This is a genomic window from Paenibacillus sp. V4I7, from assembly GCF_030817275.1.
Taxonomy (GTDB): Bacteria; Bacillota; Bacilli; order Paenibacillales; family NBRC-103111; genus Paenibacillus_E.
In genome coordinates, this window is record NZ_JAUSZD010000002.1 from 7,531,185 (window position 1) to 7,557,807 (window position 26,623).

23 protein-coding genes and 1 pseudogene are annotated in these 26,623 nt (G+C 47.7%); 13 read left to right on the plus strand and 11 right to left on the minus strand.

Going from position 1 to position 26,623, the window contains the following annotated elements:
• Window positions 1-204: 204 nt before the first annotated feature.
• Window positions 205-3,087 carry an ATP-binding protein gene (locus QFZ80_RS35210; protein WP_307563333.1) on the minus strand — a complete coding sequence of 961 codons (2,883 nt, stop codon included), beginning with the start codon at window positions 3,085-3,087 and terminating at the stop codon, window positions 205-207.
• Window positions 3,088-3,291: 204 nt separating this feature from the next.
• On the opposite strand from QFZ80_RS35210, the gene QFZ80_RS35215 reads away from it, so the two are divergent.
• Window positions 3,292-4,479 (plus strand): EAL domain-containing protein, encoded by a 1,188-nt coding sequence (locus QFZ80_RS35215; RefSeq protein ID WP_307563335.1) that lies wholly within the window; start codon window positions 3,292-3,294, stop codon window positions 4,477-4,479.
• Between the two features lie 246 nt (window positions 4,480-4,725).
• Here the strand turns inward: QFZ80_RS35215 and QFZ80_RS35220 are convergent, their stop codons facing one another.
• Together QFZ80_RS35220 and QFZ80_RS35225 are read right to left on the minus strand one after the other, a co-directional pair.
• Window positions 4,726-7,602, minus strand: a complete 2,877-nt coding sequence (locus QFZ80_RS35220) for a DEAD/DEAH box helicase (RefSeq protein WP_307550603.1) — start codon at window positions 7,600-7,602, stop codon at window positions 4,726-4,728.
• Window positions 7,590-9,188, minus strand: a complete 1,599-nt coding sequence (locus tag QFZ80_RS35225; RefSeq protein WP_307563338.1) for an SWIM zinc finger family protein — start codon at window positions 9,186-9,188, stop codon at window positions 7,590-7,592. Before QFZ80_RS35225 ends, QFZ80_RS35220 begins: the two co-directional genes overlap by 13 nt.
• 212 nt (window positions 9,189-9,400) lie before the next feature.
• Here QFZ80_RS35225 and QFZ80_RS35230 point away from each other — a divergent pair, with 212 nt between their 5' ends.
• Genes QFZ80_RS35230 through QFZ80_RS35240 form a run of 3 tightly spaced genes read left to right on the plus strand, consistent with a single transcriptional unit; the run spans window position 9,401 to window position 11,873 of the window.
• Window positions 9,401-9,694 carry a hypothetical protein gene (locus tag QFZ80_RS35230; protein WP_307437597.1) on the plus strand — a complete coding sequence of 98 codons (294 nt, stop codon included), beginning with the start codon at window positions 9,401-9,403 and terminating at the stop codon, window positions 9,692-9,694.
• Between the two features lie 38 nt (window positions 9,695-9,732).
• A complete protein-coding gene (gene recQ, locus QFZ80_RS35235) occupies window positions 9,733-11,541 on the plus strand; it encodes a DNA helicase RecQ (protein WP_307563340.1) in 1,809 nt (602 codons plus the stop codon).
• 20 nt (window positions 11,542-11,561) lie between these two features.
• The gene (locus QFZ80_RS35240) at window positions 11,562-11,873 is read left to right on the plus strand and encodes a 4a-hydroxytetrahydrobiopterin dehydratase (protein ID WP_307550597.1); all 312 of its coding nucleotides are present in this window, start codon (window positions 11,562-11,564) and stop codon (window positions 11,871-11,873) included.
• Here the strand turns inward: QFZ80_RS35240 and QFZ80_RS35245 are convergent.
• The gene (locus tag QFZ80_RS35245) at window positions 11,862-12,431 is read right to left on the minus strand and encodes a GNAT family N-acetyltransferase (RefSeq protein WP_307563342.1); all 570 of its coding nucleotides are present in this window, start codon (window positions 12,429-12,431) and stop codon (window positions 11,862-11,864) included. The two genes, QFZ80_RS35240 and QFZ80_RS35245, sit on opposite strands and share 12 nt — an antisense overlap.
• Between QFZ80_RS35245 and QFZ80_RS35250 the strand changes: the two genes are divergently transcribed.
• The 8 genes from QFZ80_RS35250 (at window position 12,414) to QFZ80_RS35285 (ending at window position 19,780) form a co-directional block, all read left to right on the plus strand.
• Complete coding sequence (locus tag QFZ80_RS35250; protein WP_307563344.1) at window positions 12,414-13,073, plus strand: hypothetical protein; 660 nt, start codon at window positions 12,414-12,416, stop codon at window positions 13,071-13,073. The genes QFZ80_RS35245 and QFZ80_RS35250 overlap by 18 nt on opposite strands.
• Window positions 13,074-13,156: 83 nt before the next feature.
• Window positions 13,157-13,630: a GNAT family N-acetyltransferase gene (locus QFZ80_RS35255; protein ID WP_307563345.1), complete on the plus strand. Its 474-nt coding sequence runs from the start codon at window positions 13,157-13,159 to the stop codon at window positions 13,628-13,630.
• 30 nt (window positions 13,631-13,660) lie between these two features.
• Window positions 13,661-14,497 (plus strand): sulfurtransferase, encoded by an 837-nt coding sequence (locus QFZ80_RS35260; RefSeq protein WP_307563348.1) that lies wholly within the window; start codon window positions 13,661-13,663, stop codon window positions 14,495-14,497.
• A gap of 279 nt (window positions 14,498-14,776) precedes the next feature.
• Complete coding sequence (locus QFZ80_RS35265) at window positions 14,777-15,448, plus strand: ArsR/SmtB family transcription factor (RefSeq protein ID WP_307550590.1); 672 nt, start codon at window positions 14,777-14,779, stop codon at window positions 15,446-15,448.
• Window positions 15,427-16,704 (plus strand): MFS transporter, encoded by a 1,278-nt coding sequence (locus QFZ80_RS35270; RefSeq protein ID WP_307563350.1) that lies wholly within the window; start codon window positions 15,427-15,429, stop codon window positions 16,702-16,704. The genes QFZ80_RS35265 and QFZ80_RS35270 overlap by 22 nt, the downstream gene beginning before the upstream one ends.
• Before the next feature lie 78 nt (window positions 16,705-16,782).
• The gene (locus QFZ80_RS35275) at window positions 16,783-18,354 is read left to right on the plus strand and encodes an ABC-F family ATP-binding cassette domain-containing protein (protein ID WP_307563352.1); all 1,572 of its coding nucleotides are present in this window, start codon (window positions 16,783-16,785) and stop codon (window positions 18,352-18,354) included.
• 264 nt (window positions 18,355-18,618) lie between these two features.
• Complete coding sequence (locus QFZ80_RS35280) at window positions 18,619-19,254, plus strand: TetR/AcrR family transcriptional regulator (protein ID WP_307563354.1); 636 nt, start codon at window positions 18,619-18,621, stop codon at window positions 19,252-19,254.
• Window positions 19,255-19,270: 16 nt separating this feature from the next.
• Window positions 19,271-19,780 carry a DUF4188 domain-containing protein gene (locus QFZ80_RS35285; protein ID WP_307563356.1) on the plus strand — a complete coding sequence of 170 codons (510 nt, stop codon included), beginning with the start codon at window positions 19,271-19,273 and terminating at the stop codon, window positions 19,778-19,780.
• Between the two features lie 209 nt (window positions 19,781-19,989).
• Here QFZ80_RS35285 and QFZ80_RS39235 read toward each other — a convergent pair whose 3' ends face one another.
• The 3 genes and pseudogenes from QFZ80_RS39235 to QFZ80_RS35295 form a co-directional block, all read right to left on the minus strand.
• Window positions 19,990-20,301 carry a DUF3817 domain-containing protein gene (locus QFZ80_RS39235; protein WP_373460313.1) on the minus strand — a complete coding sequence of 104 codons (312 nt, stop codon included), beginning with the start codon at window positions 20,299-20,301 and terminating at the stop codon, window positions 19,990-19,992.
• 70 nt (window positions 20,302-20,371) lie between these two features.
• Entirely contained in the window at window positions 20,372-21,130 is a 759-nt protein-coding gene (locus QFZ80_RS35290; RefSeq protein ID WP_307550580.1) for an exodeoxyribonuclease III, read from the minus strand.
• Window positions 21,131-21,356: 226 nt separating this feature from the next.
• A pseudogene (locus QFZ80_RS35295) lies at window positions 21,357-21,734 on the minus strand (hypothetical protein); the annotation flags it as partial.
• Between the two features lie 221 nt (window positions 21,735-21,955).
• Here QFZ80_RS35295 and cysK point away from each other — a divergent pair.
• Complete coding sequence (gene cysK / locus QFZ80_RS35300; protein WP_307550578.1) at window positions 21,956-22,888, plus strand: cysteine synthase A; 933 nt, start codon at window positions 21,956-21,958, stop codon at window positions 22,886-22,888.
• Between the two features lie 80 nt (window positions 22,889-22,968).
• On the opposite strand, the gene QFZ80_RS35305 is transcribed toward cysK, so the two are convergent.
• The 4 genes from QFZ80_RS35305 to QFZ80_RS35320 form a co-directional block, all read right to left on the minus strand.
• Entirely contained in the window at window positions 22,969-24,504 is a 1,536-nt protein-coding gene (locus tag QFZ80_RS35305; protein ID WP_307550577.1) for an MDR family MFS transporter, read from the minus strand.
• A gap of 118 nt (window positions 24,505-24,622) precedes the next feature.
• On the minus strand, window positions 24,623-25,129 hold the full coding sequence (locus QFZ80_RS35310; RefSeq protein ID WP_307550575.1) for a hypothetical protein: 507 nt from the start codon (window positions 25,127-25,129) through the stop codon (window positions 24,623-24,625).
• Window positions 25,126-25,596, minus strand: coding sequence for a hypothetical protein (locus tag QFZ80_RS35315; protein WP_307550573.1), 471 nt, complete (start codon window positions 25,594-25,596; stop codon window positions 25,126-25,128). Before QFZ80_RS35315 ends, QFZ80_RS35310 begins: the two co-directional genes overlap by 4 nt.
• Before the next feature lie 185 nt (window positions 25,597-25,781).
• On the minus strand, window positions 25,782-26,564 hold the full coding sequence (locus QFZ80_RS35320; protein WP_307550572.1) for a lipase family protein: 783 nt from the start codon (window positions 26,562-26,564) through the stop codon (window positions 25,782-25,784).
• Between the last annotated feature and the right edge of the window lie 59 nt (window positions 26,565-26,623).

The window sequence follows — 26,623 nt, forward strand, 5'->3', positions numbered from 1 at the left end:
GAAGTGGATTCAAGCTTTGCCACGAGGGTCACACCCTTCCTTCTCATCAATTGGTATTTTCTCTAGTATATTGGCTACCGGGCATGGAAATCCCTCTGTCTTTACAATAAAAAAACTCTCCCTCTAATCAAATTGGAAGGAGAGAGAGAGGGGATACCACAATAGTTGCATGGAATGCCTAACGCGAAGGCTCTCTTTGACGCGTTAAGCATCCGATTGCGGCTTTTTGATTTCGACCTCGATTACATCTATGCTCTCTTTCATTTCAATCACATCGATGCCGTTACGCTGTAGAGTGGTCGAGAGGTTCTCTTTATTTTGAGCTGGGAAAACGTAAGCATTACTTTGCTTATTATCGAGGAGGCGTTTCGCCACCTGGACGAGACGCTCCATTGTGAACGGCTTTTTGAGATATTTCTCAATCTCTTTTTCATGGTAATCATGAGGCGGATCGAGCGCTGTTGAAACGATAACGGGGGTCTGATAGTGCACCGGATGACGGTATAAATCAGCGATGAAATCCCAACCTGTCTTGGCACCCTCCAGATGAATATCGACGATGAATAGAATCGGTCCCTCGCCTTTACAGCGATTAAGCGCGATAATGCCCTCCTCAGCAGAACGAAGCTGCATGGAGGGGAGCCCCAACTTGTTCAGTGCAACTTGAATGAGCTTCGCCAGATTATCGTCATCTTCGAAAATAACAATTTGACCATCCATGTTCGAAATCTCATATAGATCAAGCTCAATTCGGAATGTCGTACCTTGTCCCATTTCGGATGTATAGGAGATATGTCCGTGGTGTCCTTCTACAATCTCTTTCACAATAGCGAGACCTAAGCCGGTACCGCCAATTTGGCGACGGTCCGAGTTGTCGACACGGAAGAACTTGGAGAACATTTGATTACGGGCTTCCTCTGGGATGCCGAGTCCGTAATCTTGAATCGCTACGGTGATTTTACCTTGGTCGACAGTTAGGTGAATATCGATGTGATCTGCTCCTGGTGAGTACTTAATCGCATTGCTGATCAAGTTGTCGAATACTTGACGAATACGATCAGCATCCGCTCGCACCCATAGTTCCGTTTCTTGCTGATGAATGAGAATACGATGGCTATGCTTATCCTGCCACTGCTCAGCGATCTCTTGTACAGTAGGCAGCAGATTGACAGGGGAGAAATGATACAGTTGTCGACCTGATTCCATCCGCTGCAAATCAAGGAAATCGTTAATTAAATTCGATAAGCGATGTGCTTCTTTATAAATGGTTTCCATGTATTTCTTTTGTTTCTCTTGTGAAAGTTCCCGATGCAGCAGGATCTCGATAAAACCAAGTACACTGGCCAGTGGAGTCCGCAGCTCATGAGATACAATACTAATGAATTCATTCTTCATTTCATCGATACGTTCTTCTTCGGTGCGATCACGAAATACGAATAAGTAGCCTTGCTGTTCGGTATCTTCACTGACTACGGTCGCATATAGCTCCGCGTGTTGAACCTGATCCTCATGCTCGAAACTAAAGCGTTGTGTGAGATGAGACAGTGAGCCATCAATTAACGCTTCAATGGATGAAGCGACGCCTATAAAGCTCGGAGAATCGGCAGCTATTTCGTGACTGCTATCAACCAGGTTCTCACCTTTGTGTTCATTTAAATTGAAATACCGATTCATTCGATGATTAGAGAAAAGGATAGTACCTTGCGAATCACACATCATCATGCCCTCATGTGCGGATTCCAAAATATTTTGAATCAGATCGCGCTGCCCTTCGATGAGCTGCTTCTCCGTTATTAATTGATCATTCAGCTCTGCTAAGCTGGCCGCTTGCTTGAGCCTCTCGTCATTCATAACCTGCGCATAGAAGGCGAGTCCGAACTGACGAACTAAACCTTTGGTCAAACGTTGGTTATTTTCTTGAAAGTCGGAGCTTTGATAGCTCGTTAGCAGCAAGAAGCCAATGACCTGCTGTTTATCGTCCAAGAGAGGGACATATTGATCGACAGCTCGTGTCATTCCCCCATGGACACCTTGTTCATGACCGGATACATCTCGTGTATGTACAAAAGGTGTCCCTTCATCGAAAACACGCCTAGCCGGTCCGAAAAGCTCTCTCTGATTCAAATTAATATGTTCTTTCGGATAACCAATGGAATGAATGACTTCATAAGAAGAAGAGTCCTCTGCGTGACGTTCCATGACGACCAGAGCCGCATCCTGCGATAACGAATTAAGCAGTGCTGGGAGCGTATGTTTCAAGAAATCTTTCAGCTTCACGTAGCCTGTAAGCTTCTCCTGATAGGATGAGATGAGTTCCAAATCCCTTTCTCGTTCGGATAGCTTCGCGAGTGTTATCTGCTGCTCTTCCTGCTGGGCCATAATCTCCTCATTCTGAGTCTCCAAGCTTTCGGCCATATAGCGATACGTTTCCTCGCTTCTGCGAATCTCTTCTTCAGCATGATAGGCTCGATAGGAAATGAAAATGGACAGACCGCCTGCAATTAAGGCAATCAGACTGCCTACCATTGTAATCATACGAGAGATTTTACCTGCTTTAAGGGAAGCTGCGTAGGCATCTGACGTGATTTGCTCGATTGCCTTTTCGATGCTTACGTGAATTACTCGATAGCGATCCATCATCGTTTTACCAGACGCTATACGAGCTTTCGCCTCTTCTGTTTTACCGGCACGAACCAACTCCAATTGTGTGTCGAAGTATCTCTGTAAGTTATTAATGGCAGGTATGGCTTGCGTGTCCATAATAAGCTGCAAGGTGGGGTACTTTTTATCGTATTTGCTGATCGTGTTCAGATCCAGCTCCAGCTGCTTTTTACCAGATGTATAGGGCTCCAGGTATTGTTCATTCCCTGATAATTCAAAACCGCGGATACCTGTTTCTTGGTTAATTAAATGTTTAAGCAGGCTGTTCGTTGTGTTTGAAATCGGAATGGAATCGTGCACGATCGCATCGCTTTCCCTTTCCACATTGCGAGAAGCGATAAAGTTGGAGACACTCACAAAGGCTAATAAAAGGACGATTAAAATAACGTATAGCATGGAGATCCGAGATCTCGTGAATGTCTTCATAGCAATCGGTCACCTAGATTCTAATAGGATGAATGGATGCTCTAAAAGTTCGACATGAGTCAACAAAATCCTTTTAAAAACGATCATGTTATGTTTTCTTCCATCAGTGCATTGCAAGATATGGAAATGTCGTTTAAAATATGATTCATTACACGATTGATGTTAAGTTTTAAGATCATCGAAGTTTGCTTGAGGAGGCGCACCGTGCAGGTAAAAGACAGCAGGATTCCGCCACTACTCGAAGTACGTCCATTCTTCCAACCGATACTTTCACTTCAGAGCCAAGAAATCATCGGCTATGAAACACTGGGAAGACGAATTCGGGAGGGTAGTGTCGAAAGTTTGGGGCCTTTTTTCAAAAATCCTGACATTCCCGAAGACATGCAGCTTCATATTGATCGGCATTTGAGGGAGCGGGCGATCGAACAGCTAGCTTCGGCTCAAGATGAGAGTTTCTTATTCATCAACTTAAAACCTTCATGGATCTATCAAACCTATAAGCGCACAGGCGTGCTGCCAACCATCGAGCTATTAAGGAAATATCAAATAAATCCGGCACGTGTCGTGATCGAAATAACCGAAGAGGAATTCACAGGGAAGCTTCATGAGCTGACGCAAATTGTAGAATTATATCGAGAATTCGGCTGTACGATTGCCATTGACGATGTGGGCAGCGGGTTTAGCAATTTCGACCGAATCGCCAGTCTACAACCGAAGATATTGAAGATCGATCTTAATATTTTGAAAAAAAGCGCCATCCACGCCGGCTACAAGGCGCTGATGCAATCCTTTTCCATTCTAGCGGCTCAAATGGGGGCCTCCCTGCTCGTCGAAGGGGTGGAAACGAAGCAAGAACTGCGCAGTGCTCTTCAAATCGGAGCAAGGTATGTACAGGGTTATCTCTTCTCCCAAGCTGAACCTCAGCTGCAGCACAGGGATGCCTTTAAGTCTATGCTGAAAGAGGAAATGAAACTCTTTGGTCAAGATGAACTTGGGCGCTATAGCCGCCTTTTGACCATTCATCAAAGTCTAGATTTGCTTATCCATTCTTCTGTCTGTATATCAACAGCTGAAGATGCAGATCGTGTCATCGAAAATATCATTAGCAACGTGTCGGAAAACTGTATACGTATGTACATCTGTCGGGAGGACGGCTACCAAATCTCGTCCAACTACAGCCGCAAAGACGAAGCATGGAACAAAGATGAGAGCTATCGCGGGGCAAACTGGACGTGGAGGCCCTATTTCATCTCCAGCATCATGATGATGAACCTGCAAAAACAAGGGATCCTATCCCAAGCTTACACAGACTTGGACACCTCGCATGAGATTCAGACTTATTCGTGTGCATTGGGAGAGGGCTTTTATTTGTTTGGAGATTTGATGATCTGATAGGATAGATTGAGAGATTACGAGGTAGAGAGCGCGTATAAAATAGAATGTGAAAACGAGTGTCTGAGAGGTTACCCCAGGTGGCCTTTTTTGTGTTTGAAGCAACTTCTCAACCCTCCAGACATCTGTTTTAGGCAAAAAGAAATCCTGCACAAAACCATGCAGGATTTCTTTGTATTTCATGGCAGTAAGACTGACGAACGTATATGAGGCATTGTCGTGTGCCGAACCGCGAACCCCAGACTCCTAAGCCTCGACCCACTCGCGGCGCAGCGAGAACAGATCGCGCAGCTCGTCGGTCGACAGCTCGGTGATCCAGTTCTCGCCGGAGCCGACGATTTGCTGGCTGAGGCCTAGCTTGCGCTCGATCATCTCATCGATGCGCTCCTCCAGCGTGCCCAGCGTCACGAACTTGTGCACCTGTACGTGGCGCGTTTGGCCGATACGGAAAGCGCGATCCGTCGCTTGATTCTCGACGGCGGGGTTCCACCAGCGATCGTAGTGGAACACATGATTCGCCGCCGTCAGGTTGAGCCCGATGCCGCCGGCCTTCAGCGAAAGAATGAACACATTCCGCTGCTCGTCGACCGGCTGGCTGACGTCTTGGAAGTGCGCGATCATCTCATCGCGCCCATTCTTCGGTGTTCCGCCGTGCAGGAACAGCACTTTCTCGCCAAGCTCCTGCTGCAGCACATGCTGGAGCAGGTTGCCCGTCTCCACAAACTGCGTGAAAATCAAGCATTTGTCACCCTCTTGGCGCAGCTCTTGCACCATCTCAAGCAGGCGCTCCAGCTTGTTCGAGCGTCCGCTCCATGGCGCGTGGATGCCTTCTTTGAGCAGCAAAGCAGGGTGATTACACACCTGCTTCAGCTTCGTCAGAGCGGCGAGAATGAGACCTCGCCGCTCCATGGCGGAGAGCTTATCCAGACGATCAAACATGTCTTGGATGTAGTTCTCATACAGCGAGCCCTGCTCGGCGGTAAGCGAAATGAACGTCTTCGACTCGTTCTTCTCCGGCAGATCCAGCTGAATTGCGGGATCTTTCTTCTCGCGGCGCAGCAGGAAAGGGCGGATCAGCTTCTGTACCTTGCCGATTGTCTCACTATCGCGCGTCTTCTCGATGGCATTCACATAGCGGTGTGTGAATTCGCGCACCGTGCCCAGATAGCCCGGGTTTGCAAAATCAAAGATCGACCACAGCTCCGTGAGCCGATTCTCAATTGGTGTTCCCGTTAACGCTATGCGATGGTAACCATCGAGCCGGCGAATAGCCGAAGCTTGCTTCGTATAAGCATTTTTTATATTTTGGGCTTCGTCCAAACAGATGGAGTTCCAGGCAATTGAGCCTAACTCAACCTCATCCAGATGGGAAAGCGTGTAGGATGTCAAAACTAAGTCAACCTTGCCAACGACTTCTTCATTAAAAGCAGGTCCCTTTAAACGTTGAGGGCCATAGTGAAGATGAACCTTCAGCGACGGCGCAAAGCGCTTAAGCTCCATCTGCCAGTTCCCGAGCACGGACGTCGGACATACCAATAGGGAAGGTGTGTCAGGCTTCTCGTTCTCTTTCACCGTGAGTAAATACGTAATCCACTGAATCGTCTTCCCGAGACCCATGTCATCGGCCAAACAGCCGCCTAGGCCGAAACGGCGCAGGAACAACAGCCAAGAGATACCGTCCACTTGATAGTGGCGCAGCGATCCTTGAAAGCTGGGCGGCGGCTGTATCGTCGGAATGGACTCCACTTGCGTAAGCTGATCGACCATGTGACGCAGCTGTTCGTTCAGCTCGACCTCCATCTCGATGTAGCGCATCGCATCGGGGTCATCCTCGGCCGGCAATAGCCCACCGGCATCGCCAGCGAAGTGAAGCTCGAGCACATCGCGGAAGGAGAGGCCCTGCTTCTTCTGCACCTGCTTCATAATCTGCTCGACCTGTGCCATGAACAGCGGGTCGAGCTGAATCCAGTTGCCGCGAATCTGGATCAGCTTGCGCTTCTCCTCCAGCAGCTGCCGGAATTCCTCTTCCGTCAGCTCCAAATCTCCCACAGCCAGCTTCCAGTCGAACTGCATCAGCTGGGTCAGCCCGAACATCGTCTCCCGTCCAGAACCGACGGAAGACTTGATCTTCGCGCGCAGCTTCGGCTTCATCTTGCGGATGCGCTCCCACCAGGCCGGCAGGAACACACTCGTCCCGGCCTCTACAAGCCGGACGCTTCCCTCTGCGAGGAAGCGCCAAGCCTCTTCCTCCGTCAACGTCTGACGGAGCCCGGCACCACCTTCCGCATCCAGCCACGGCAGGATGCGTACCCACTTCGCCGCGTCGCGTTCTACGCGGCTGAGCTCTGGCAGCCACGCCTCCGGCAGCGGCAGCTCACCAACGACCGGCTCGCCGCTAGGTGTCACGGTGCGCAGCACCTCCGGCGCAAGCCGGTCCTGCAGCAGCACGCGCAGCTGCCAGCCGGCGCCGTGCGCCAGGTCCGGCTCCACGAGCTGCAGACAGGTACGCATGGGCGACCGGTCTTGACGCCAACCAATGGCGACGAGCCAATCCTCCTCGTCGAGCCATAGATCAGCGCCGATCTCACCGCGGCGCATCAAAGGATGCGCGGCTTCGAGCTTGCGCAGATTGTCTTTCATGAGGCCGTCGGCGTCCACCCACTCGGGAATCAGCGCATGAATCCAGCGCGATACGGCTGGTGATTCTAGAGCCTGCAGCTCCTCAGGAAGCTGCAGCTTCCAGCCAATTTCGCCAGCTTTCCATTTCTCATAGTCCGGCATGAAGCTCCCGGAAGCTAGTGCCTCCTTTACAGCCGGAGCAAGGCGCATCAGATCCGCACAGTCCTGATCCCAGCTAAGCTGTAGATGCTGCACAGGTTGCGGATCGCTGAAATAATCGAGTGCATCGAGCGGTTGCAGCTCGATGCCTTCCCGATTTTGCCACTCGCTGGGCTCCATGAACGTGCCGAAAAAAGAGGCGCGGTGCCAGGCAAACAGCATATTTTTCAAATCAAGAGCATCCCAAATGCCGCCGTTCTCGCGGGTACCCCATAGAAATAAAGAACCATTAGGTATGGAGCTAACGTGAACTGTCAGCGCGCTGGTTTCGATCATCGAATCCATTTTCCTTTCTTGAGCTCTTCTTGGAAAGCACGCAAGCGTGAGAACTTATCAGCTAATCGATATACGTAGTGCTCCCAGCGGTCGTCCTGGCCTAATTGTTTATAGATGCCGTGCAGTTTCTTAAGCAGTCGAACAGCTGTCTTATAGGAAGCCCTATTTTTCTCCAGAACAGCCCGTTCGGCCGCTTGGTGATAGAGGGGGAGGAGTAGAGCCGAATCATGCTCTTCAATCGCCTTAAGCTCCATACCATATAAACTCAGTGGTGATATGCGGTTCGCTAATTGTAAGTCCACCCACTGCCGATACCGTTTCGTTTGCAATAAATATGCCGTGTAATAGTAATAAGAACGAGGCAGCAGGGACTCCATTACCTGCACCCATTCGCTATCGGATTCTAGATGCTTGGTCGTATCGAGCCAGTATTGGCAAAAGGTCCGGAAATCATCGTGATGTGCATTCGCAATTGACTTGAACAGCCAACGCAGCCAAACAAGCATGTTGTTCCACTGTTTATCGTTGTAATAATAGTTCAGGTAAAGGAAGTAATCCTTCGCATTGGGATGAGTGAGCTGCCCTAGACGCTCAAAGGCGCTTGTCGTATCCCCCTGCATAATATCAAAATGCGCTCTTGCCGCCAGAAGTGTATCCTTCTTCCGAGCTAAGAGGTCCTTCTTCGTGAGAAGTGCGTCGAGACGCTGAATTTCCTCTTTTTGTGCTGCAGAATGATTCGTCAGTTTCCACCAAATGAAGCGGTACACAAACAGCCAATCAATCGGACTATCCTTACCCTGCAGGGCGAATTCTCCGAGCATTTTCATGGTGGATAGCCAATGTTTGGGTTCCGCCTCGAAAGAGGTATTCACATCAGTTTGTTCCACGAATTCAACCAGCTTATCCTCACAATTTTTCGCGGCAATTTTGCAGCCGTTCTCGTGATAATAAGACAAATAAGAGCTTTTCGTTTCTTGATAAAATTGTTCGATTTTCCGCATCATGAACAGCACAATATGGAACATATAGAGCTCGCGGGTTGAACTTCTCCAATCTGCCGCATAGCCTGGCAAGGACTCGAGTGCAGAGTCATAGAAGGTTTCGATCGAGTGCTGATGAGAAATGGAGAAGCCATGGAATTTTCCTTCAAAAAAGCGATGCCAATCAGCTGGCATAGCCTCTTCAAGAGGCACGTTGGCCTGTGCAGCCGCAGCGGCTTTGCGTTCCTGTATCAAAGTTGCCCCGCGTGAGGGCTTTTTCCGTGTGTGTATTTGTTGTTTTAACTGTTGAAGCAGCAGTTCCGGACGTCCATAAGGTGCATACAAGCTGAAGAAAGTGGCACCGATATGTTTACAAAAGCCATCATAGGAGCAGCTGCACTCACTAGTGGCGAAATTTTCTAAATTAAGCATCGTGTTCAGTATTTTTTTGCCTGCGACGGTCGCCTGAACGTTCATGCCTTTCAGATCGACTTCGGTCACACGACCTTTATGGTAATACTCCCAGCCCTGCTCCAGAACGACGGCGTCGAAATGAAGCGGGATTTGCTTGATTAGGTAGTTCATTCGATTTTTGGGAATCTGCAGTTTCAGCATGTGTGCTTTCCTACCCTCCGAGCGGTACATTCCTTCTTCCATAGTAACAGATTTTTCCCGAAATTGCCCATTTCCACAGTTTATGCCAAAGGGTATTTTTTTACACATCAGAAAAAAAGTTCTCATCGGTTAAAAGGGGTTCACCCTGCATTCCTGCCTATAATATGATAAAGTGAAGCTATACGAAATGCTTTTGAAGGGAGACTGCGCGAGTGGGTATTAAATTTGGCAGAGAATATAAGGACATTGTCACTGATTTCGTGCGCGGCATTGAGCTGGTTGATGGATTTTATGAGCTGTTGGAGATGAATGCAGACGACTGGTTGGAGCTTGATAAGGACGAACAGGAAGAATGCCTGCGAACGCTGGCTGACGATATTTTTTACGGATTAGGAAACGCACCTGTGATGCAGATAGGCGCGGGATCCGTTCGCCATGATCCGAATAATCACGTGCTGAAGGTTCATGACGGGGAGAAGTTGGTTTCCGTCATCTATTTGGTCTAAATAAGGCAGAAGTGTGATATAGAAAGGTGTATGGAGTTATGCTGGATGGAGCAAGGAAGGTTTTACAACAAGTTTATGGGTACCCGGAATTTCGGGAGGGCCAAAAGAATATCATTACGAATCTGCTTGAAGGTCGAGATACGCTAGGCATTATGCCGACGGGCGGAGGTAAGTCGATCTGTTATCAAGTTCCTGCCATGCTCATGGAGGGTGTGACGTTGGTTATTTCACCGCTGATCTCCTTGATGAAGGACCAGGTGGATGCGCTCCAAGTGCTTGGTGTTCCGGCAACTTTCATTAATAGTACGCTGGAAGCTAGAGAAGTGGAACAGCGGATGCAAGGCGCCATGCAGGGCAAATATAAACTGCTGTATATCGCGCCAGAGCGGCTGGAGTCTGAACGATTTCGTGCTCGAATGTCTGCGCTGAATCTTCCGCTTGTGGCTATTGATGAAGCGCACTGCGTGTCGCAATGGGGACATGATTTTCGCCCGAGCTATGTGTCGATTGCTCCGTTCATTCGCGAGCTGCCTAATCGCCCGATTGTTGCAGCCTTCACAGCTACGGCTACTGCCGAGGTCACAGCAGATATTGCGAGATTGCTTGATTTGGATCAAGCGGGTATATTCGTCAATGGTTTTTCACGGGATAATCTGGAATTATCGATACTTCGCGGGGAGAATAAACGGGATTACATTCAGAATTATGTGAAAGAGCATACGCATCAGCCTGGTATTATTTATGCCGCTACACGTAAGGATGTTGAAGAGCTATATGAAACATTGCGCAAAAAAGGCTTCGCCGCAGGGAAGTACCACGCTGGTCTAACCGACGAGGAACGCTCCTACATGCAGGAGGCATTTCTATATGATGACATTCGGGTGATGATCGCGACGAACGCTTTTGGGATGGGCATCGATAAGTCCAACGTCCGTTATGTCATTCATTACAATATGCCGAAAAATATGGAGGCTTACTATCAAGAGGCCGGACGTGCCGGTCGTGATGGAGAGCCGAGTGAGTGCATTCTGCTTTTTAGCGCGCAGGATATTATGACGCAGAAGTTTTTGATCGAGCAGAATCAGCTCTCGCCAGAGCGTAAAGCGAACGAGTATAAGAAGCTGCAGACCATGATCGACTTTTGCTATTCGCCACGCTGCTTACGCAACGTCATTCTGCACTATTTTGATGAAACCAATATTAAAGATACTTGCGGCAATTGCAGCTCGTGCAAAGATGATCGCGATACGGTGGATATCACCGTCGAAGCACAGAAGATTTTCTCCTGCATCCGCAGGATGGGGGAGCGTTTCGGCATCTCGATGGTCGCCTCCGTGCTCAAAGGCTCGAAGGCGAAGAAGATTGTCGACTATCGCTTCGATCGTCTGCCGACGCATGGTATTATGCGAGATCTGCCAGAGAAGGAAATTTCTGATCTGATCAACGTGTTGATTTCAGAAGGATATTTGCAGCTATCGGATGGTCAATATCCGGTTGTGAAGCTGCTGCAGCCCGCAGCAGAAGTGCTTCAAGGGAAGCTGCAGGTGTACCAGAAAGTGCGTAAGCAGCAGGTTAAGGCTGCCGCTATCGATAACACCTTGTTCGAGCAGCTGCGCCTGCTTCGTCGGGAAATTGCCGCACGCGAGAAGGTGCCGCCATATATTATTTTCTCGGATAGCACGCTGCGTGAAATGAGTGAGATTTGTCCGACATCGGAATCCGCCATGCTGCGAATCAAAGGTGTCGGCGAGGTGAAATACCGAAACTACGGGAAGCCGTTCTTGGACCTCCTCCGCACGTATGCAGGAGAGAGCGAATTGGGTGCGGTCGCTTATGATTTTGATTAAAATCAGAGGAGTGGTGATAGGTGAAGCTAGGGAGCACTGCCATTGATCAGAAGCTTGCGGAGGTGACTGGCTGGACGACAGACGATTACAAATGGATTGTGCGCAAATATCGATTTACGGCATTTATGCAAGGCATAGACTTCGTGAATGAAGTCGCGAACATAGCAGAAGACGTTAACCATCACCCCATGATCGCCATCGATTATAAGATGGTCACGCTGCGACTTACGTCCTGGCATGCAGGCGGCTTAACCGATTTGGATTTCGAATCCGCTGCTAAATTTGATCAGGCTTTCACTGACATTACTACTAGCGGTGGATCACCTGATTAAGCTCGGTCCGTTAAATACCATGCAGTGAAAGGCAGCCATCCCCGTCGGAGTCCACTTTTCATACGTGTCTGTAATCGTAAAACCAGCTCTCTCGTACGTCTGGATCGCACGTTCGTTCCAGACAAGAACTTCTAGATCAATCTCCTGCAGGGGCGTCCGGTGCTGGGCTTCTTGAATAAGAAGTTGGACGAATTGGGTACCGATTCCGCTCCCTTTTCCACAAAGATCCGGTCGAAGTCCTAGCCCTAAACGTGTCACCCCAACAATGGGGAAGAATTGAACGAACCCAGACAATATTCCGTTGTCATCCACCACGGCTCGATACTGCTCAGATCGAATTTGAGGGTCAGCGAATTCAGCTTGTTCGTGAAGCATTGTCTCCCAAGGAGACCAATTGTATAAATCGTACGGAGGCGAATACTTCCAAGTGCAAAGTTCATGGCAATTCGCTTCAGTTAGGGTAACGACGCGCCATAGTAAGCTTGCCTGTATCTTTGTATCCGTATTTATCATCCTTTCATCTATTGGTCGGAGGTTCAAATGGATTGGCATAGTCATATTCCAATTAGCACAATAACTTTATTTTCTATGCTCGTTTTGGGATTAACCCTATTCCGAATCTCGTTGAAAACAAAATGGCCACTTGTGCTGTTTGTTTCCTTCGTTATTTCATGTTTATTTAGATTATTTTTATCCCAGCAGTGGGCGGAGAGCTTGCATCCTATGCTCATTATTGTAACGGAAGCGGTCTTTATTCACTATATATTTCGCGTGCGAAAGCTGCATGCGCTCATGGTAGCGTTCCTCGGCTCACTTGGCTATACGGTTTATTTGGCCATTGTTCTATTTATCATGCCGCTCATTACCCATATTTCAATTGATATTTATTTTGAGGGGCTTGATTCCTCTTATCGTGCTTTGAAAATGGTGGCTGCATTACTTACGTACCTCACGGCAGTGGTTCTGGTTAAGAAACGCTTAGGTTTTACCGTTCGAATCGAGTTAAGCTCCAAAAGTGCTTGGCTTCCACAGAAAAATGTCCTGCTGCATGTGTTTTTCTTCGCATTTCTCCTGTTCTCATTGACTTATTATGGAGTTAAGTTGGAAATAACGTCCATATTCTACTTCGCAGCAGGTTTATGCTTGCTATTGGGATGGATTATTTATCTCTTGTATCGGAAGGAAATGGAAGACATGTAACCGAGGATACCTTTCATCATAAAGGCAAGATTTGGGGTACAATGAGTATATAGACTTACATAGGAATAGGAGGTCACTTCTAGATGACCCAAGTTACAATTCGTGAAGCGGTAATGCAAGATATTCCGCAGTTGAAAACGTTAATGCTCGCTTATATTGTGGACTTCTATCAGTATCGACAACCCGAGGATGAGAAGTTGAACGGATTAATTCACCAACTGCTTGAGCAGAAGGAAGGTATTCAATTCGTAGCGGAGACGGATGACGGGACGCTGGTCGGCTTTGCGACCTTATATTTTACCTTCAGCACTCTGCGTGCTTCCAAAATAGCGATTATGAACGACTTATTCGTCATTGAGGCTGAACGTGGCCAGGGTGCAGCAGGGAAACTATTTGCTGCTTGCAAAGGATATGCCGCGAGAAATGGATATGCCAATTTAACATGGACAACAGCCAAAGATAACTTCCGCGCCCAAGCATTTTACGATAAAATGGGTGGAGATCGCAGTGATTGGCAGACGTACTCCGTTAATCCAACGAGTGGGATGGGCGATTAATCGAATGACGAAAGATGGTGGCATGAAACTGTGGAAAATATCGTAAGTCAGACTTGGCTGCTAGGACAGCTTGGCGATGCGAACATCGTGATTGCGGATTGCCGCTTTGCGCTAGGACAACCAGAATCAGGCAGACAGAATTATGAGAAAGACCATATAACAGGAGCTGTGTACGTAGACTTGGAGAAAGACCTGTCCGGTGCCACAATGGCGCACGGAGGTCGGCATCCGCTCCCTGATCTAGGAGCCTTCTCTATCCTCGTGGGCAACCTCGGGATCGATGGTACGAAGACCGTCGTGGCTTACGACGATCAAGGCGGAGCCATGGCTTCGCGGCTATGGTGGATGCTGAAATTCCTCGGTCACTCCGAGGTATACGTATTAGACCAAGGGTATGCAGCTTGGAAAGCTGCTGGCTACCCGGTTACCGATGAAGTGTCCGCTGTGTTCCCGCGGACTTTCTCACCGAAGGTGAATCGCGCTATGCTTGCGAGCATGGACGAGGTCAAGGACAAGCTCGGCCGCCTAGGCACCGTGCTCGTTGACTCGCGCGAGGAGCGCCGCTACCTCGGCTTGGAAGAGCCGATCGATGCGGTGGCTGGCCACATCCCAGGCGCTCGCAACTTCTTCTGGAAAGGCGTTCTCGGTGAGAACGGCGCTTGGTTGTCAGCTGCGGAGCAGGAGAAGCACTTTGCCGCGCTGCGCGATGCCGATGAAATCATCGTCTATTGCGGATCCGGCGTGACGGCGTGCCCAAACGTGCTGGGCCTTAGCGAAGCGGGCTTTGATAACGTGAAGCTCTATAGTGGAAGCTGGAGCGATTGGATCTCGTATGAGGACAATCCGATTGCGAAGGGCGAGGAGTAAGTACTGGGAAGCCGCGTCGTACGCGGGTTTGAGGGCTGTGACAGGTTACCGAGAGGTGGGCTGTTGCGGCCCTCTTTTGGTTTGTAGAGTAATTATTTTCGTTCCCGAAGTCTCCCCCTGAACCTCCTATGAAGAATAGCTTTGCCTCAAAGTCACTTTAAGTTCATCATGTGCCGTATCGGAGTCAATGCCAGATGACGATGATATTACTTCTTGACGAACAGCCTGGTTGCATTCTATTATTCAATTAATGAATTGAATATGAAAGGGCGAACGATCATGGAATCTGTACCCGAGGCAATCACTTCCGCAAAAGAATTTAAAAATGAACTGTTTCAGCAGTTAGCACGGGTGGGGAAGTGTCTATCCAGCGACAAACGGCTTGAAATCTTGAGCTTGCTTACTCAGGGGCCTAAGTCGGTAGAGAAGCTGGCCCAAGTCACGGAGATGAGCGTGGCTAACGTATCCCGCCATCTGCAGGTTTTGCTCGATGCCAGGCTAGTGAAATTCAGTAAGAAAGGTACATATGTCATCTATTCGTTGGCTGATCCTTCCATTGCCGCGTTTTTGTTTGCTTTGTGGAACATTGGCGAGAGCCAGCTTGCGGACGTCGCGCGGATTAGACAGGAATTCTTACAGGGCTATGAGGATGTGAGGACGCTATCTTTGGAGGAAGCGAGGGCGAAGATAGAGGCCGGAGCGATCATCCTGCTCGATGTACGTCCGAGAGACGAATACGAGGCTGGCCATCTGGCGGGAGCCATCTCCGTACCAATGGAGGAGTTGGAAACATACCTTCAAAATCTGCCTAGGCCCTTTGAAGTTGCGGTCTATTGCAGAGGTCCCTACTGCATCTGTTCGACACAGGCTGTAGCCAAGTTGCAGCGGGAGGGGATCATGGCATACCGGTTGGAGGGGGGAGAGTATGAATGGCTGAAGGCAGCGAATTGATTAGAGAGTACATTCATTCTCCTGAGAGACAGCAGCAGCTCTATCGGAGATCGCTTACGATCGTGATCATCGCCCAACTCTTCGGCGGAGCGGGACTCGCGGCAGGCGTCACGGTCGGAGCGCTGCTTGCTCAGGATATGCTCGGGACGGATAGCTTAGCTGGGGTTCCTTCGGCGCTATTGACGCTGGGCGCGGCCTCATCGGCACTGCTTGTCGGACGGCTTTCTGGGCGTTTCGGCCGTCGGGTAGGCCTAACCGTAGGTTTTCTTGCAGGGGGGATCGGCGCGATCGGAGTCGTATTCGCAGCCATCGCTAATAACCTTCCGCTTTTGTTCGCTTCGATGCTGATCTATGGCGCCGGTACGTCGACCAACCTGCAGGCGCGTTATGCGGGAACCGACTTAGCTCAGCCTAAGCAGCGTGCGAGAGCCATCAGCTTAGCCATGGTATTCACGACGTTTGGTGCGGTTGCGGGGCCGAACCTGGTGGAGGTCATGGGACGATTCGCTACATCTGTCGGCGCCCCTGCTCTGGCGGGCCCGTTTATGCTGGCGGCAGTCGCTTTTATTCTTGCAGGTCTAGTGTTATGGGCATGGCTCCGCCCAGATCCGTATATCGTCGCCAAAGCCATCGCCGAAGCACAACAAGCGAATCCATCCGAAGCGGCGGTTAATGCGAATCTCTTGGCGCCAGCTGTCGGTAACCGGGGGATCTTCATCGGGACGACCGTGATGGTCTTGACGCAGATCGTGATGGTCGCCATCATGACGATGACGCCGGTCCATATGATGCATCACGGACATGGGTTAAGTGCGGTCGGCACAGTGATCGGCATTCATGTCGCGGCGATGTTTCTGCCTTCCTTGGTAACGGGAGTTCTTGTGGACAAGGTCGGGCGCACGTTCATGTCCTACACATCGGGGATCACGCTGCTGCTAGCGGGACTTCTTGCCGCATGGGCGCCGGCCGATTCGATGGTCTGGCTCATCATCGCTCTAGCGCTGCTCGGACTCGGTTGGAACTTCGGACTAATCAGCGGCACTGCGCAGATCATCGATGCGACATCTCCGACCACGCGCGCCAAGACACAAGGAACGGTGGATGTTCTAGTCTCATTGGCAGGGGCATCGGGTGGAGCGTTGTCGGGCATGGTCGTCGCCAATTCCAGCTTTGCCTTCCTCTCTCTGGCGGGCGGCTTCCTGTCTCTGCTGCTAATCCCGGTTATGATCTGGTCGCGCAGAGGGATCGGTCGATAGATCAAAAAGAGAAGAGATAAGCATAGTGATCTAGTGTTATAATCACGCTAGATAGACGGAGTTAGAAGGGTGATAGACATGAGTGTAATTCGTTTGGAGAACGTCACTAAGAAATATGAAGAGTCCCTGATCTTTCGCGATATCTATTTTCGCGTGACCCAAGGAGAGCGTATTGGCCTAATCGGACGGAACGGTGCCGGTAAGTCGACGGTTTTCAAGTTGATTATGGGTCAAGAAGAGCCAACGTCCGGAAAAGTGGAAATAGATCCGCAGGTTAAAGTAGGGTACTTCTCCCAATTCTCGGAAATGCGCGGAAGCCTGTCCGTTCAGCAAGAGCTAGAAATGTGCTTCGAGCAAGTCGCTCTTATTGAGCGTGAACTTAAGGAAGTTGGAGAAAAACTCGGTGTGATCACCGATGACGGCGAAATGGATCGGCTGTTGACAAGGCAGGCGGAGCTTTTCGAACAAATGGAGCATTTGGATGGCTGGAACGTATCCGTCGAGATTAACACAGTTCTTACGAAGCTGGGGTTCAACGAGAGGTCTCGCAATCAGCCTATCGATGAGTTGTCCGGAGGTTGGAGAAACCGTGCTGCGCTCGCCAAGATGCTAATTGAGCTACCTGATGTCGTCTTGCTCGACGAACCGACGAATTACTTGGATATGGAAGGTATAGCGTGGTTGGAGCAGTGGTTGTATCGGTTCAAAGGCGCTATGATTCTGGTGTCGCATGACCGGCAATTTATTGACAAAGTAGTCACGCGAACGATCGAGATCGAGAACTATCATTTTCAGGAATATGAAGGGAATTACACCGACTACATCCGCAAAAAGAAGATGCGCAAGAAGGAATTGGACCGCCAGTTCGAGTGGGAGGAAGAGCTACTTCTCATGGAGTCAGAAGCCATCGACAGCCGTGCAACCAAGAAATCTTCTAAGGACCGTCTCTCCCGCCAACTGGCGGATAACAAAAAGCGGATAGAGCCGCACCCCGTCAATGTTTTAATCACTGATATTTATGAGAGACTGCGCTTTCCTGACAAGCTATGCGAAGTCAAGAAAATCGGGCAGACCTACGATGATCGGTCGATCTTTCAGAACGTAAGCTTCGACATTCAGAAGGAAGACCGCTTAGTCATCGTTGGCCCAAACGGAAGCGGGAAGTCCACACTCATTAAGGTGCTTACGGGTCAGGAGAAGCCCGAATCCGGCGAGGTGATCTGGGAGAAGGGCGTCAGCTACGCTTACTTCAACCGGATGTGGGAGGAGCTTAATCCTAAGGATACCGTTAGCCACGCGGTGAATACGTACGGATTGGGACTGGATGCCCCGCGGAAAAAGGTGAACAAGTTTCTAGCCATGCTGCAATTCTCGGAGATGGATCTAAGCAAGTTCATCGGCAACCTATCCGGCGGACAGAAGGCTCGGGTCGCGCTAGCGAAATGCCTTCTGTCCGGTGCCGCGGTCATTATATTGGATGAGCCAACCAATCATTTGGATTTAACGAGCATTCAGGTAATGGAGCAGGCGTTGATCCATTTTCCCGGCGCCGTCATTACGGTAAGCCATGATCGGTTCTTTATTGATAAAATCGGGACAAAAATGCTGACCTTCGACCCGGAATTGGGGATAAGCGAGCAGAATTTGTAAGAAAGAGGTTTCTCATTTGGAGCTGGGTCGTAATGAGGAGTAAGAAATGAAAGACCGCGCGGGATACGGGTTTAAGGGTTGTAGCAGGCTACGATTAGTAGCCTGTTGCGGCCCTTTTTGGTTTCTTTGCAACAAATCTGATGGGATGGAGCTGCCATGAAGCCCTTCGTAGGGGGCATTTTAAAATTTACTTTACCTTGACAAAATAACTTAACTCATGTTAATTTATTAACTAAAGTTAACTGAAAATATAGGAGATTACTCATGGATCGGTCAGCTATTTCTTTAAGGGAATTAAAAAAGGCTAGAACCAAAGTGGCATTGTATGAAGCCAGTTTGTCACTAATAGGAGACAAGATGTTTCGAGACACGATGCTCGACGATATTTGCCGGAAGGCGGAAATATCTCGTGTTACGTTCTTTAAATTTTTTCAGAAAAAGGAAGATTTGCTCGTTTATTTTATGCGTGTGTGGTTAACGGAACGTATCATTGAGATCGAAGCGGAGGGTAAACGGGGATTCTCGGTTATCCAGCATGTGCTCCATAAAGTGGCGGAAGAGACTGAGGAAAGAGCGGGATTGATGCCAAGTTTGATATCTTTTTTGGCAGAAATGAACATGCATCCTTGCATGCCGGAATTGAGTGAAGCAGAGGTTCATTTGCTTTTCCCTGGTCATGAGGAAGTTGGCGCGCAGACACCTGACATGTATAAACTGTTTCATCGTTGCATGACCGAGGCGGATACGGATGGAAAGCTAAGAAAAGAATTTACGGTAGAAACAGCAGTAAAGGTTCTGTTTACAGTGTTTTACGGAGCATTTTTGACTGCTCAACTATATGGTTCTAAGGATATTAAGGGCTTTTATAACACCCATCTACAATTGCTTGAAAATAGGTAAAAGGAGCGATGAATTCATGAGTAAAGTAATTCCGGGCAGATTTACGGCGCAGATGGATGGTTCTTTCGTTGTCTTTATCATTGGGATGAGAGTGAACAAATTATGGGCTCTACATAAGTGGCTGCCTGTGGCCAAGGCAATGAATCCAATGCTTCAAGAATTGTATCGCAACCCTGAATTAGGTTTTGTAGATGCCAGTTTTCATCTCTCTTGGCGAGGCGTGACCATTATCCAGTATTGGAAAACGTTTGAGCAATTAGAGCACTATGCAAGGCATGGTGCAACCCATTTAGAAGCGTGGCGTAATTTTAATAAAAAGGTTGGAACAGACGGCGTTGTCGGGATCTACCATGAAACCTATCTGATTCCTGAAGGGAATTACGAATGTGTGTATAACAACATGCCTGTCTTCGGTCTTGCAAAGGCTGGAAGCCACGTTCCCGCCGTCGGAAAACGAGAAACGGCAAGCAGAAGGCTTGGGCGTGATGGAGAGCCTGCTGTACCAACGCCTTCTAATCCGGCATAAGTGATTGTGTGGTGGATGAGTAGAGGCCGGATTATCCCAATAGGTTAATTTTTAAGGACTGTGATAGGCTGCCTTTGGGCAGGCTGCTGCAGCCTTTTTTCTTTAATAAAAGTCTTGAATTTCAAGACTCGCTGAATTGTAAAAGAATCCCATATAAGGGTTCGAAGAAGTGCATGGAAGAAAATGAAATAAAGCGGCTTGAACATTATCTAAGCCCTCTTTTTTGGGTCATTGGGTTGACCCTTCTTTAGCTCCAACTCCTCGTTTTGGATCATACGATCTTGCTTGATGAAGAGGAAAGGGATGAAAATACAGGCAATAATTAGGAGTGCTCGCTTCAAGTTCCAACGTCTTTGCACAAAAGCGTGCACTGCCGTTAAAATGTAAAGTATGAACATCACGCCGTGAAACATACCGCCGACAGAAACGAGTTGAGGCTGTTCCAAGAAGTATTTAAACGGCATGGCAATAAACAGGAGGAAAAGATAGGAGATACCTTCAATATAGCTTGTTAGACGCAAACGTCCTAAGGAAGAGGTAAGTATAATAATCGCTCCATTCTCGTTTTCAACGTTTTTTGAATTGTTTTTATTAGATCAAATCGAGTTCCAATACGACAGGACAATGATCGCTGCCCAATATATCGCAGTCAATTTGTGCATCAGTGATCTTAGGACCTAGTCTCGTAGAAGCAAGGAAGTAGTCGATTCTCCATCCCACATTCCGCGCTCTTACACCTGGCATATTAGACCACCACGAGTAGACATCTGTCCGATCTGGGTAGAGATGTCGGAACGTATCAATAAATCCCGCATCCAACAATTCCGTCATTTTGCCGCGTTCCTGAGGGGTAAATCCTGAATTATTGAGATTCCCTTTTGCATTCTTAATGTCAATTTCATGGTGGGCAACATTCAAATCGCCGCAAACGATAACTGGCTTTTGGGCGTCTAGTTGCAAGAGGTAGCTTCGAAAGCGATCTTCCCACTCCACTCGGTAATCCAGCCTGGAGAGATCCCGTTTAGCATTGGGTGTATAGACGGTCACTAGGTAGAAATTGTCGAATTCCAACGTGAGAATCCGACCCTCTGGCTCTTCGTTCTCCTCCATACCATATCTCACCGATAGCGGTTGAATTCTTGTAAAAACGGCAGTGCCGGAATACCCTTTTTTAACCGCATAATTCCAATATTGCGTATAGGCTTCGCCTAGTTCTAGGTTAATTTGTCCTTCCTGCAGCTTCGTCTCTTGAAGACAAAATATATCTGCCTCCATTTGCCCGAAATAATCAATAAACCCTTTATTTACACATGCTCTCAACCCATTAACGTTCCAGGATACAAGTTTCATCTTCATCTTTTCCCCTTGCTGCTTACAGTCATATATAGTTCAGTGTACCATAAGTTCGTCCCCGTCAGCGATGTATGAAGATATGAGAAATATTCCTTACATTCGCTCCTCCACTTCCACCATTGGATTATATACAACAGATTACTGATCCCTACACGTAATCAGCCATTTGATTGGACTAAATCCACTCTATTGCTCAGATACCGAGGTTTTGAGTCAAGTTCAGACGATTCTGTATATCATCGAAGGAGAAATGCATCATTTTCCAACCCATAGCGATTAGAAACGTTTCGCGATTCAGCGAGTAACTAAACTTCTCGCGATCCATATCTTTGACATAACTCTGAAAACCGTCACATTCAATACCAAAACGACCAAAGGGCGTTATATAGGCGAAATCGATAAATTGGGATTTGCGATTCCAATCATAAATTTCATACTCCGGATGCAAATGGTCGAGATGACCGAACAGAGGATGCCAGACATTCTGGAGAAAAAGCTTTTCTGCGTATAAATGTCCCCTAATGAGACGCCTCTTTCTTTCACCACTTCTGAGAGCAGCATGATGATCAATGAATGCTTGATGCGCAGTTTCAAAATCCAAATGCTCAAACCTCCTCTGCTAAAATAAAAAAACGCCCTTTCGCCAAAAGGCTAAAGGACGTTCTTCGTCTACGGTTATTATACCAAATAAGCATAATATAAGAAAATAGCGTACCTATCTATCAGCATTATTGATTTATTTTTTCACTCGCATGCGTGATATACTGTGTTTATCCGATTAAGTTCATAGGTTTAATAAAGATGGAAAGGCGGGGTTTTCTTATGACGAAAATTTATAGCAATTTGACAGAGTTAATCGGTAATACGCCGCTGCTTGAGCTCTGGAATTATAATAATCGGCACGGACTTGATGCCAAAATTGTCGCGAAGCTGGAGTATTTTAACCCGGCTGGCAGTGTAAAAGATCGTATCGGTTTCGCGATGATTAAAGAGGCTGAAAAATCAGGAAAGATCAATAAAGATACTGTCATTATTGAGCCTACCAGCGGAAATACAGGAATCGCACTTGCTTTTGCAGCCGCTGCACTTGGGTATCGGTTAATCATTATATTGCCTGATTCTTTTAGTATTGAACGTAGGAAATTATTAAAGGCCTTAGGTGCAGAACTCGTTCTCACTCCAGCCTCTGAAGGCATGTTAGGCGCAATTAAAAAAGCAGAGGAATTAGCTGCAAAGATGCCAAACTCCTTTATACCGCAGCAATTTAGCAATCCAGCCAACCCGGAGATTCACAGAAATACCACGGCCGAAGAAATATGGAAAGATACAGACGGTAAAGTCGATATTTTCATCGCGGGAGTTGGCACGGGAGGGACAATTACTGGTGTAGGCGAGATACTGAAACAGAGAAATCCATCCGTCCAAGTGATAGCTGTCGAGCCATCCGATTCACCTGTCTTGTCAGGTGGCAGTCGTGGCGTACATCATATTCAGGGTATCGGTGCCGGGTTTGTTCCAGATAATTTCCACAGATCAATTGTTGATGAAATATTTACTGTGACCAATGAAGATGCTGTAACGACGGCCCGTGAGCTTGCCAGAACGGAAGGTCTGCTGGTCGGCATCTCATCCGGCGCGGCAGCTTACGCAGCAAGAGAAATTGCTAAACGGCCTGAGAATAAAGGGAAGACCATCGTTGTTATCCTGCCAGATACCGGTGAGCGGTATTTGTCTACGAATCTATTTGATGAGTGATAAGTTAACACGCAAAAGAAAGACCAGGTCCGCGGTGGATCTCTGGTCTTTCTGTGCTGCAGTTTATACGGAAACCGCCCTTAATGCGATGCGGCCGCGAATGTATCTTTATCTGTTTCTATAACAAATTTCTCTTTGCTCATGGCAAAAGCGGCAACTAAAGCGAGTGCAGCAGGGATAAGTCCCCACGCAAATGTGGCCACGATGGAGGAGGAGAGTCCTTCTGATATTTTCGCAAGCAATTGCTCCGGAATTTGAGTGCGAGTCGCGGGGTCAAGCAGAGCATGTGGGTCCTTAAAGTCTAGGCCCTGCGGCATCGCAGATTGGCCACTCCCCGTAAAGGCATCCGATAAATGCCGGGTTAATGAATGGCTTTGAATAATGCCGAAGATGGTGATTCCGATCGTCATGCCGAGTGAGCGAAGGAAATTCAGCGTAGAGTTCGCTGCCCCTCGTTGACTGGCAGGTACAGAATGAATAGCAGCGTTACTGAGCACAGAGAATGAAGCGCCGATTCCCAAACCGACTAATATCATATAGGCAGTGATAAGCAAACGCGATGAATCTGGCGTCAACGTAATCAGAAGTGCCATACCTGCTACAAGTAGAATGAGGGTAGAGATCAGGATGGCTCGATATGAGAATTTACTAATGAGGAAGCCGCCCACGGTAGCTGTAACAACTGTGCCGAGCATCATAGGCAGAAGTACGAGGCCTGAGTTCGTTGCGCTTCCTCCGAGAACGCCTTGAATGAAGATCGGAATGTAGACAGATGCCGTAATGAAGGCTGCTCCACTTAACATCGCGATCGCATTGCTTGCCGAATAGAGGCGATCCCGAAACATCCGGAAGGAGATAATAGGTTCCTCTGCCCGCGTCTCCACATAGAGGAAAGTAACCGTGAGAAGAGCAAATCCAGTAAATAAGCTAATGATCTGAGCGGAGTTCCATGCGAATTGTTTACCACCAAGCTCCATGGCGAACATGAGGCAGACGATGGCACCAACAAGCGAGAATGCGCCGGCCCAGTCGATACGCTGTTTAGCATGCTGGAGGGATTCCTTATAGAAAATGGCAACCATCAGGAAAGCAATCAGGCCTAATGGTAAATTAATATAGAAAATCCACTCCCACTTAATATAGTCGGTCATATAAGCGCCAAGGAGCGGTCCGAAGATGCTGGACAATCCGAACACTGCTCCAAACAATCCCATTAGTTTGCCTCTGCTTTCCGGTTTAACCGCATCGAACATGATTGTGAAAGCGATAGGTACCAAGGCACCGCCGCCAATACCTTGAATGGCCCGGTACAAGCTTAACTGTACGATCGAGGTGGCTGTTCCACAAAGAGCAGATCCAAGCATAAACACTAAGATGCCAAAGATGAAAAAACGTTTGCGCCCATACATATCCGATAGTTTACCGAAAATCGGCATCCCTGCCATTTCAGCGACCATGTAAGCCGAAGTTACCCAAACGAATTTATCGAGTCCTCCAAGGTCTGCGATAATGGAGCCCATAGCTGTCGCAACGATGGTATTGTCCATCGAAGCCATTAGAATGGCTAGCAGTAATCCGGCTAAAACAATGCCGGTTTGATTTGTTGATTTCGTCATGTGATCATTTCCCTTCTTCAATCATTAATTTGTATAAACCGATTATAAACAAACAACCCTGACAAGAGTCTGTCAGGGTTGAAACCGTGTGAAGAAAAGAATGATCGCTAGAAGTTGTCTATGAAATCTTCTTATGCTCCGGAAAAAACAGATGGTAAAGTAATAAATGAATAGATTGCAAAAATAAATAAATCGGTATCGAATTAACGAGCTTATACCCATGTTTGTAATGAAATATACCAACGAGTTCGCTTAGCCACTCGACACCTATGCCCATTGACGTCCAGAGTAAGATGTAGGGTATCGTGTAGAAACCATGAACACTCCATTTTTTGTAAAAATAAATAAATATATAACCAAATGGCGCATACATCGTATAGGAAAAAATATCAAACGGCTGATAATGGGATTCGTCACCGACATCGTAGAAATCAAAGGGGGGGACGGCAATGGTATGATCAAACATGAGACCAAAAACAACCCCAATCAATAAATTAAACAAGCTCTGTGTTAAGGTAAACTTTTTGGGTAATATCCAAATCGCAAGGGCCCCTACGACAATCATCGCAATGACGAACCATTCATTTCCGTTGAATCCATCATCGTAAATGGTTACGTCGTTCATAGAGATCTCTCCTTTTGCATTAGATGAATTAATAAGCGGCCAAACCAATAAGTTAAAATCATAAGTGAAACGATTATTAGGCACTCATAGAAGATGTTCCATTTCACATAGGTTACTGCACCATTTAATCTTAGGAATTGGCCTGTGCACAAGATAAAAGAGAATGTATACAGAGAAATGCCTATTTTTGTACGGCGTTTCAATGTAGTCAGATAGACATTAGCAAAAGTTAGAAGTGTTAATGAAAAGGTGAAATCCCTATGTAAAATCATCGAAAGGAATTCAGGAACCTTTTTGCTGAGTTGGAAAACGCCTATAGTGTCACTTAAGATCGTTAATTTGTTAATGTCCACGACAGCTAAGAACATGTAAAGCAGCACGTTCGTAATGACAGACAACTTATTGGGCAGGAAGGCAAATATATGGATACTAAACCAAACAAAAAGCAGGCAAATGACGAGTATCAAGGCAGGGCTCCTTTGCGACAAAATAATCGAATTGCGTAAAAAGATGCAAATAAGTATCGTCTCCTATTTTTACCTTTATTGAGTTGTTTAAACCTTTCTCTTAGGAGGGGACCGCTGACCTCTAGTAAAAAAATAAAGATCGCCTCTTACCCGGCCTTTCTGGTCAGGTGGTTGGCAATCTTTTTTCAGATCGGGCAAAATCCCGGAGTCTGGGCGTATAACTGCTGCATGAAGCGGGGATCCAGCTTGGCAAGTTCGGCGAAATAGCTGCTAATCGCGTGGTTAGCGGAGACAGAGCCCCCTTGAAAAGTGAATTCAACCCCCTTTTTCACATGAATATAGTGGTAAACCTTATCCGTTCGAGGAGATCTATAAATGAAAGGCGGAAGCAAAGGGACGAAGTCGTTGGTATTATAAATCCGATAGTGAGGCCCGGTCCTAAGGTTGAATAAGCTGGCGAATGCCTGATTTCCAACACGCGGTGAAGCATAAGTATACACGGAAGGATTTTTGAATTTCGTGTTTGTAGAAATATCGGTGGCGCATAAAGCAGCGAGCGCTCCTCCAAGACTGTGTCCTGTAATGTACAGCGTCTTCTCGGTGGAAAGCTTGTTTAGCGCTGTCACAATCGATTTGCGGGCTGAACGGTAGATGTCGAGAAAACCTTCGTGTACGAAGCACTGCTCTTTTGTGTAAGGAAACTGGATTTGCCTCGCAATGGCATCGGAGATCCAGTCGGATGTCGTATGCGTGCCTCGAAATACAATGACAATTTGCGCATCGGATTCGGCAATAAAGCCGAAAAACTCTTTTTCACTCAGGATGGAAGTTGCCTTGAAGGAAGACACCATCCGGTAATTGTGTGGCATAATAACGCTTTCGGGACCATTTGCAAGTAGGATATAACTTTGGCTGCACATAGCTGCTAGAAAGATAGCCGTCCGTGTATCTAATGAGTTGCTGAGCATAAGTCCATTCCTCCATACACGCAGGATGCTGTTCTCCTATATATATGAAAATAGTGGAC

Coding starts and splice junctions, on each gene's coding strand:
- QFZ80_RS35210 (WP_307563333.1), bottom strand. CDS start 3,087: ATGAAGACATTCACGAGATCTCGGATCTCCATGCTATACGTTATTTTA.
- QFZ80_RS35220 (WP_307550603.1), bottom strand. CDS start 7,602: ATGGATTCGATGATCGAAACCAGCGCGCTGACAGTTCACGTTAGCTCC.
- QFZ80_RS35225 (WP_307563338.1), bottom strand. CDS start 9,188: ATGCTGAAACTGCAGATTCCCAAAAATCGAATGAACTACCTAATCAAG.
- recQ (WP_307563340.1), top strand. CDS start 9,733: ATGCTGGATGGAGCAAGGAAGGTTTTACAACAAGTTTATGGGTACCCG.
- QFZ80_RS35250 (WP_307563344.1), top strand. CDS start 12,414: ATGGATTGGCATAGTCATATTCCAATTAGCACAATAACTTTATTTTCT.
- QFZ80_RS35245 (WP_307563342.1), bottom strand. CDS start 12,431: ATGACTATGCCAATCCATTTGAACCTCCGACCAATAGATGAAAGGATG.
- QFZ80_RS35255 (WP_307563345.1), top strand. CDS start 13,157: ATGACCCAAGTTACAATTCGTGAAGCGGTAATGCAAGATATTCCGCAG.
- QFZ80_RS35265 (WP_307550590.1), top strand. CDS start 14,777: ATGGAATCTGTACCCGAGGCAATCACTTCCGCAAAAGAATTTAAAAAT.
- QFZ80_RS35270 (WP_307563350.1), top strand. CDS start 15,427: ATGGCTGAAGGCAGCGAATTGATTAGAGAGTACATTCATTCTCCTGAG.
- QFZ80_RS35275 (WP_307563352.1), top strand. CDS start 16,783: ATGAGTGTAATTCGTTTGGAGAACGTCACTAAGAAATATGAAGAGTCC.
- QFZ80_RS35280 (WP_307563354.1), top strand. CDS start 18,619: ATGGATCGGTCAGCTATTTCTTTAAGGGAATTAAAAAAGGCTAGAACC.
- QFZ80_RS35285 (WP_307563356.1), top strand. CDS start 19,271: ATGAGTAAAGTAATTCCGGGCAGATTTACGGCGCAGATGGATGGTTCT.
- QFZ80_RS35290 (WP_307550580.1), bottom strand. CDS start 21,130: ATGAAACTTGTATCCTGGAACGTTAATGGGTTGAGAGCATGTGTAAAT.
- cysK (WP_307550578.1), top strand. CDS start 21,956: ATGACGAAAATTTATAGCAATTTGACAGAGTTAATCGGTAATACGCCG.
- QFZ80_RS35305 (WP_307550577.1), bottom strand. CDS start 24,504: ATGACGAAATCAACAAATCAAACCGGCATTGTTTTAGCCGGATTACTG.
- QFZ80_RS35310 (WP_307550575.1), bottom strand. CDS start 25,129: ATGAACGACGTAACCATTTACGATGATGGATTCAACGGAAATGAATGG.
- QFZ80_RS35320 (WP_307550572.1), bottom strand. CDS start 26,564: ATGCTCAGCAACTCATTAGATACACGGACGGCTATCTTTCTAGCAGCT.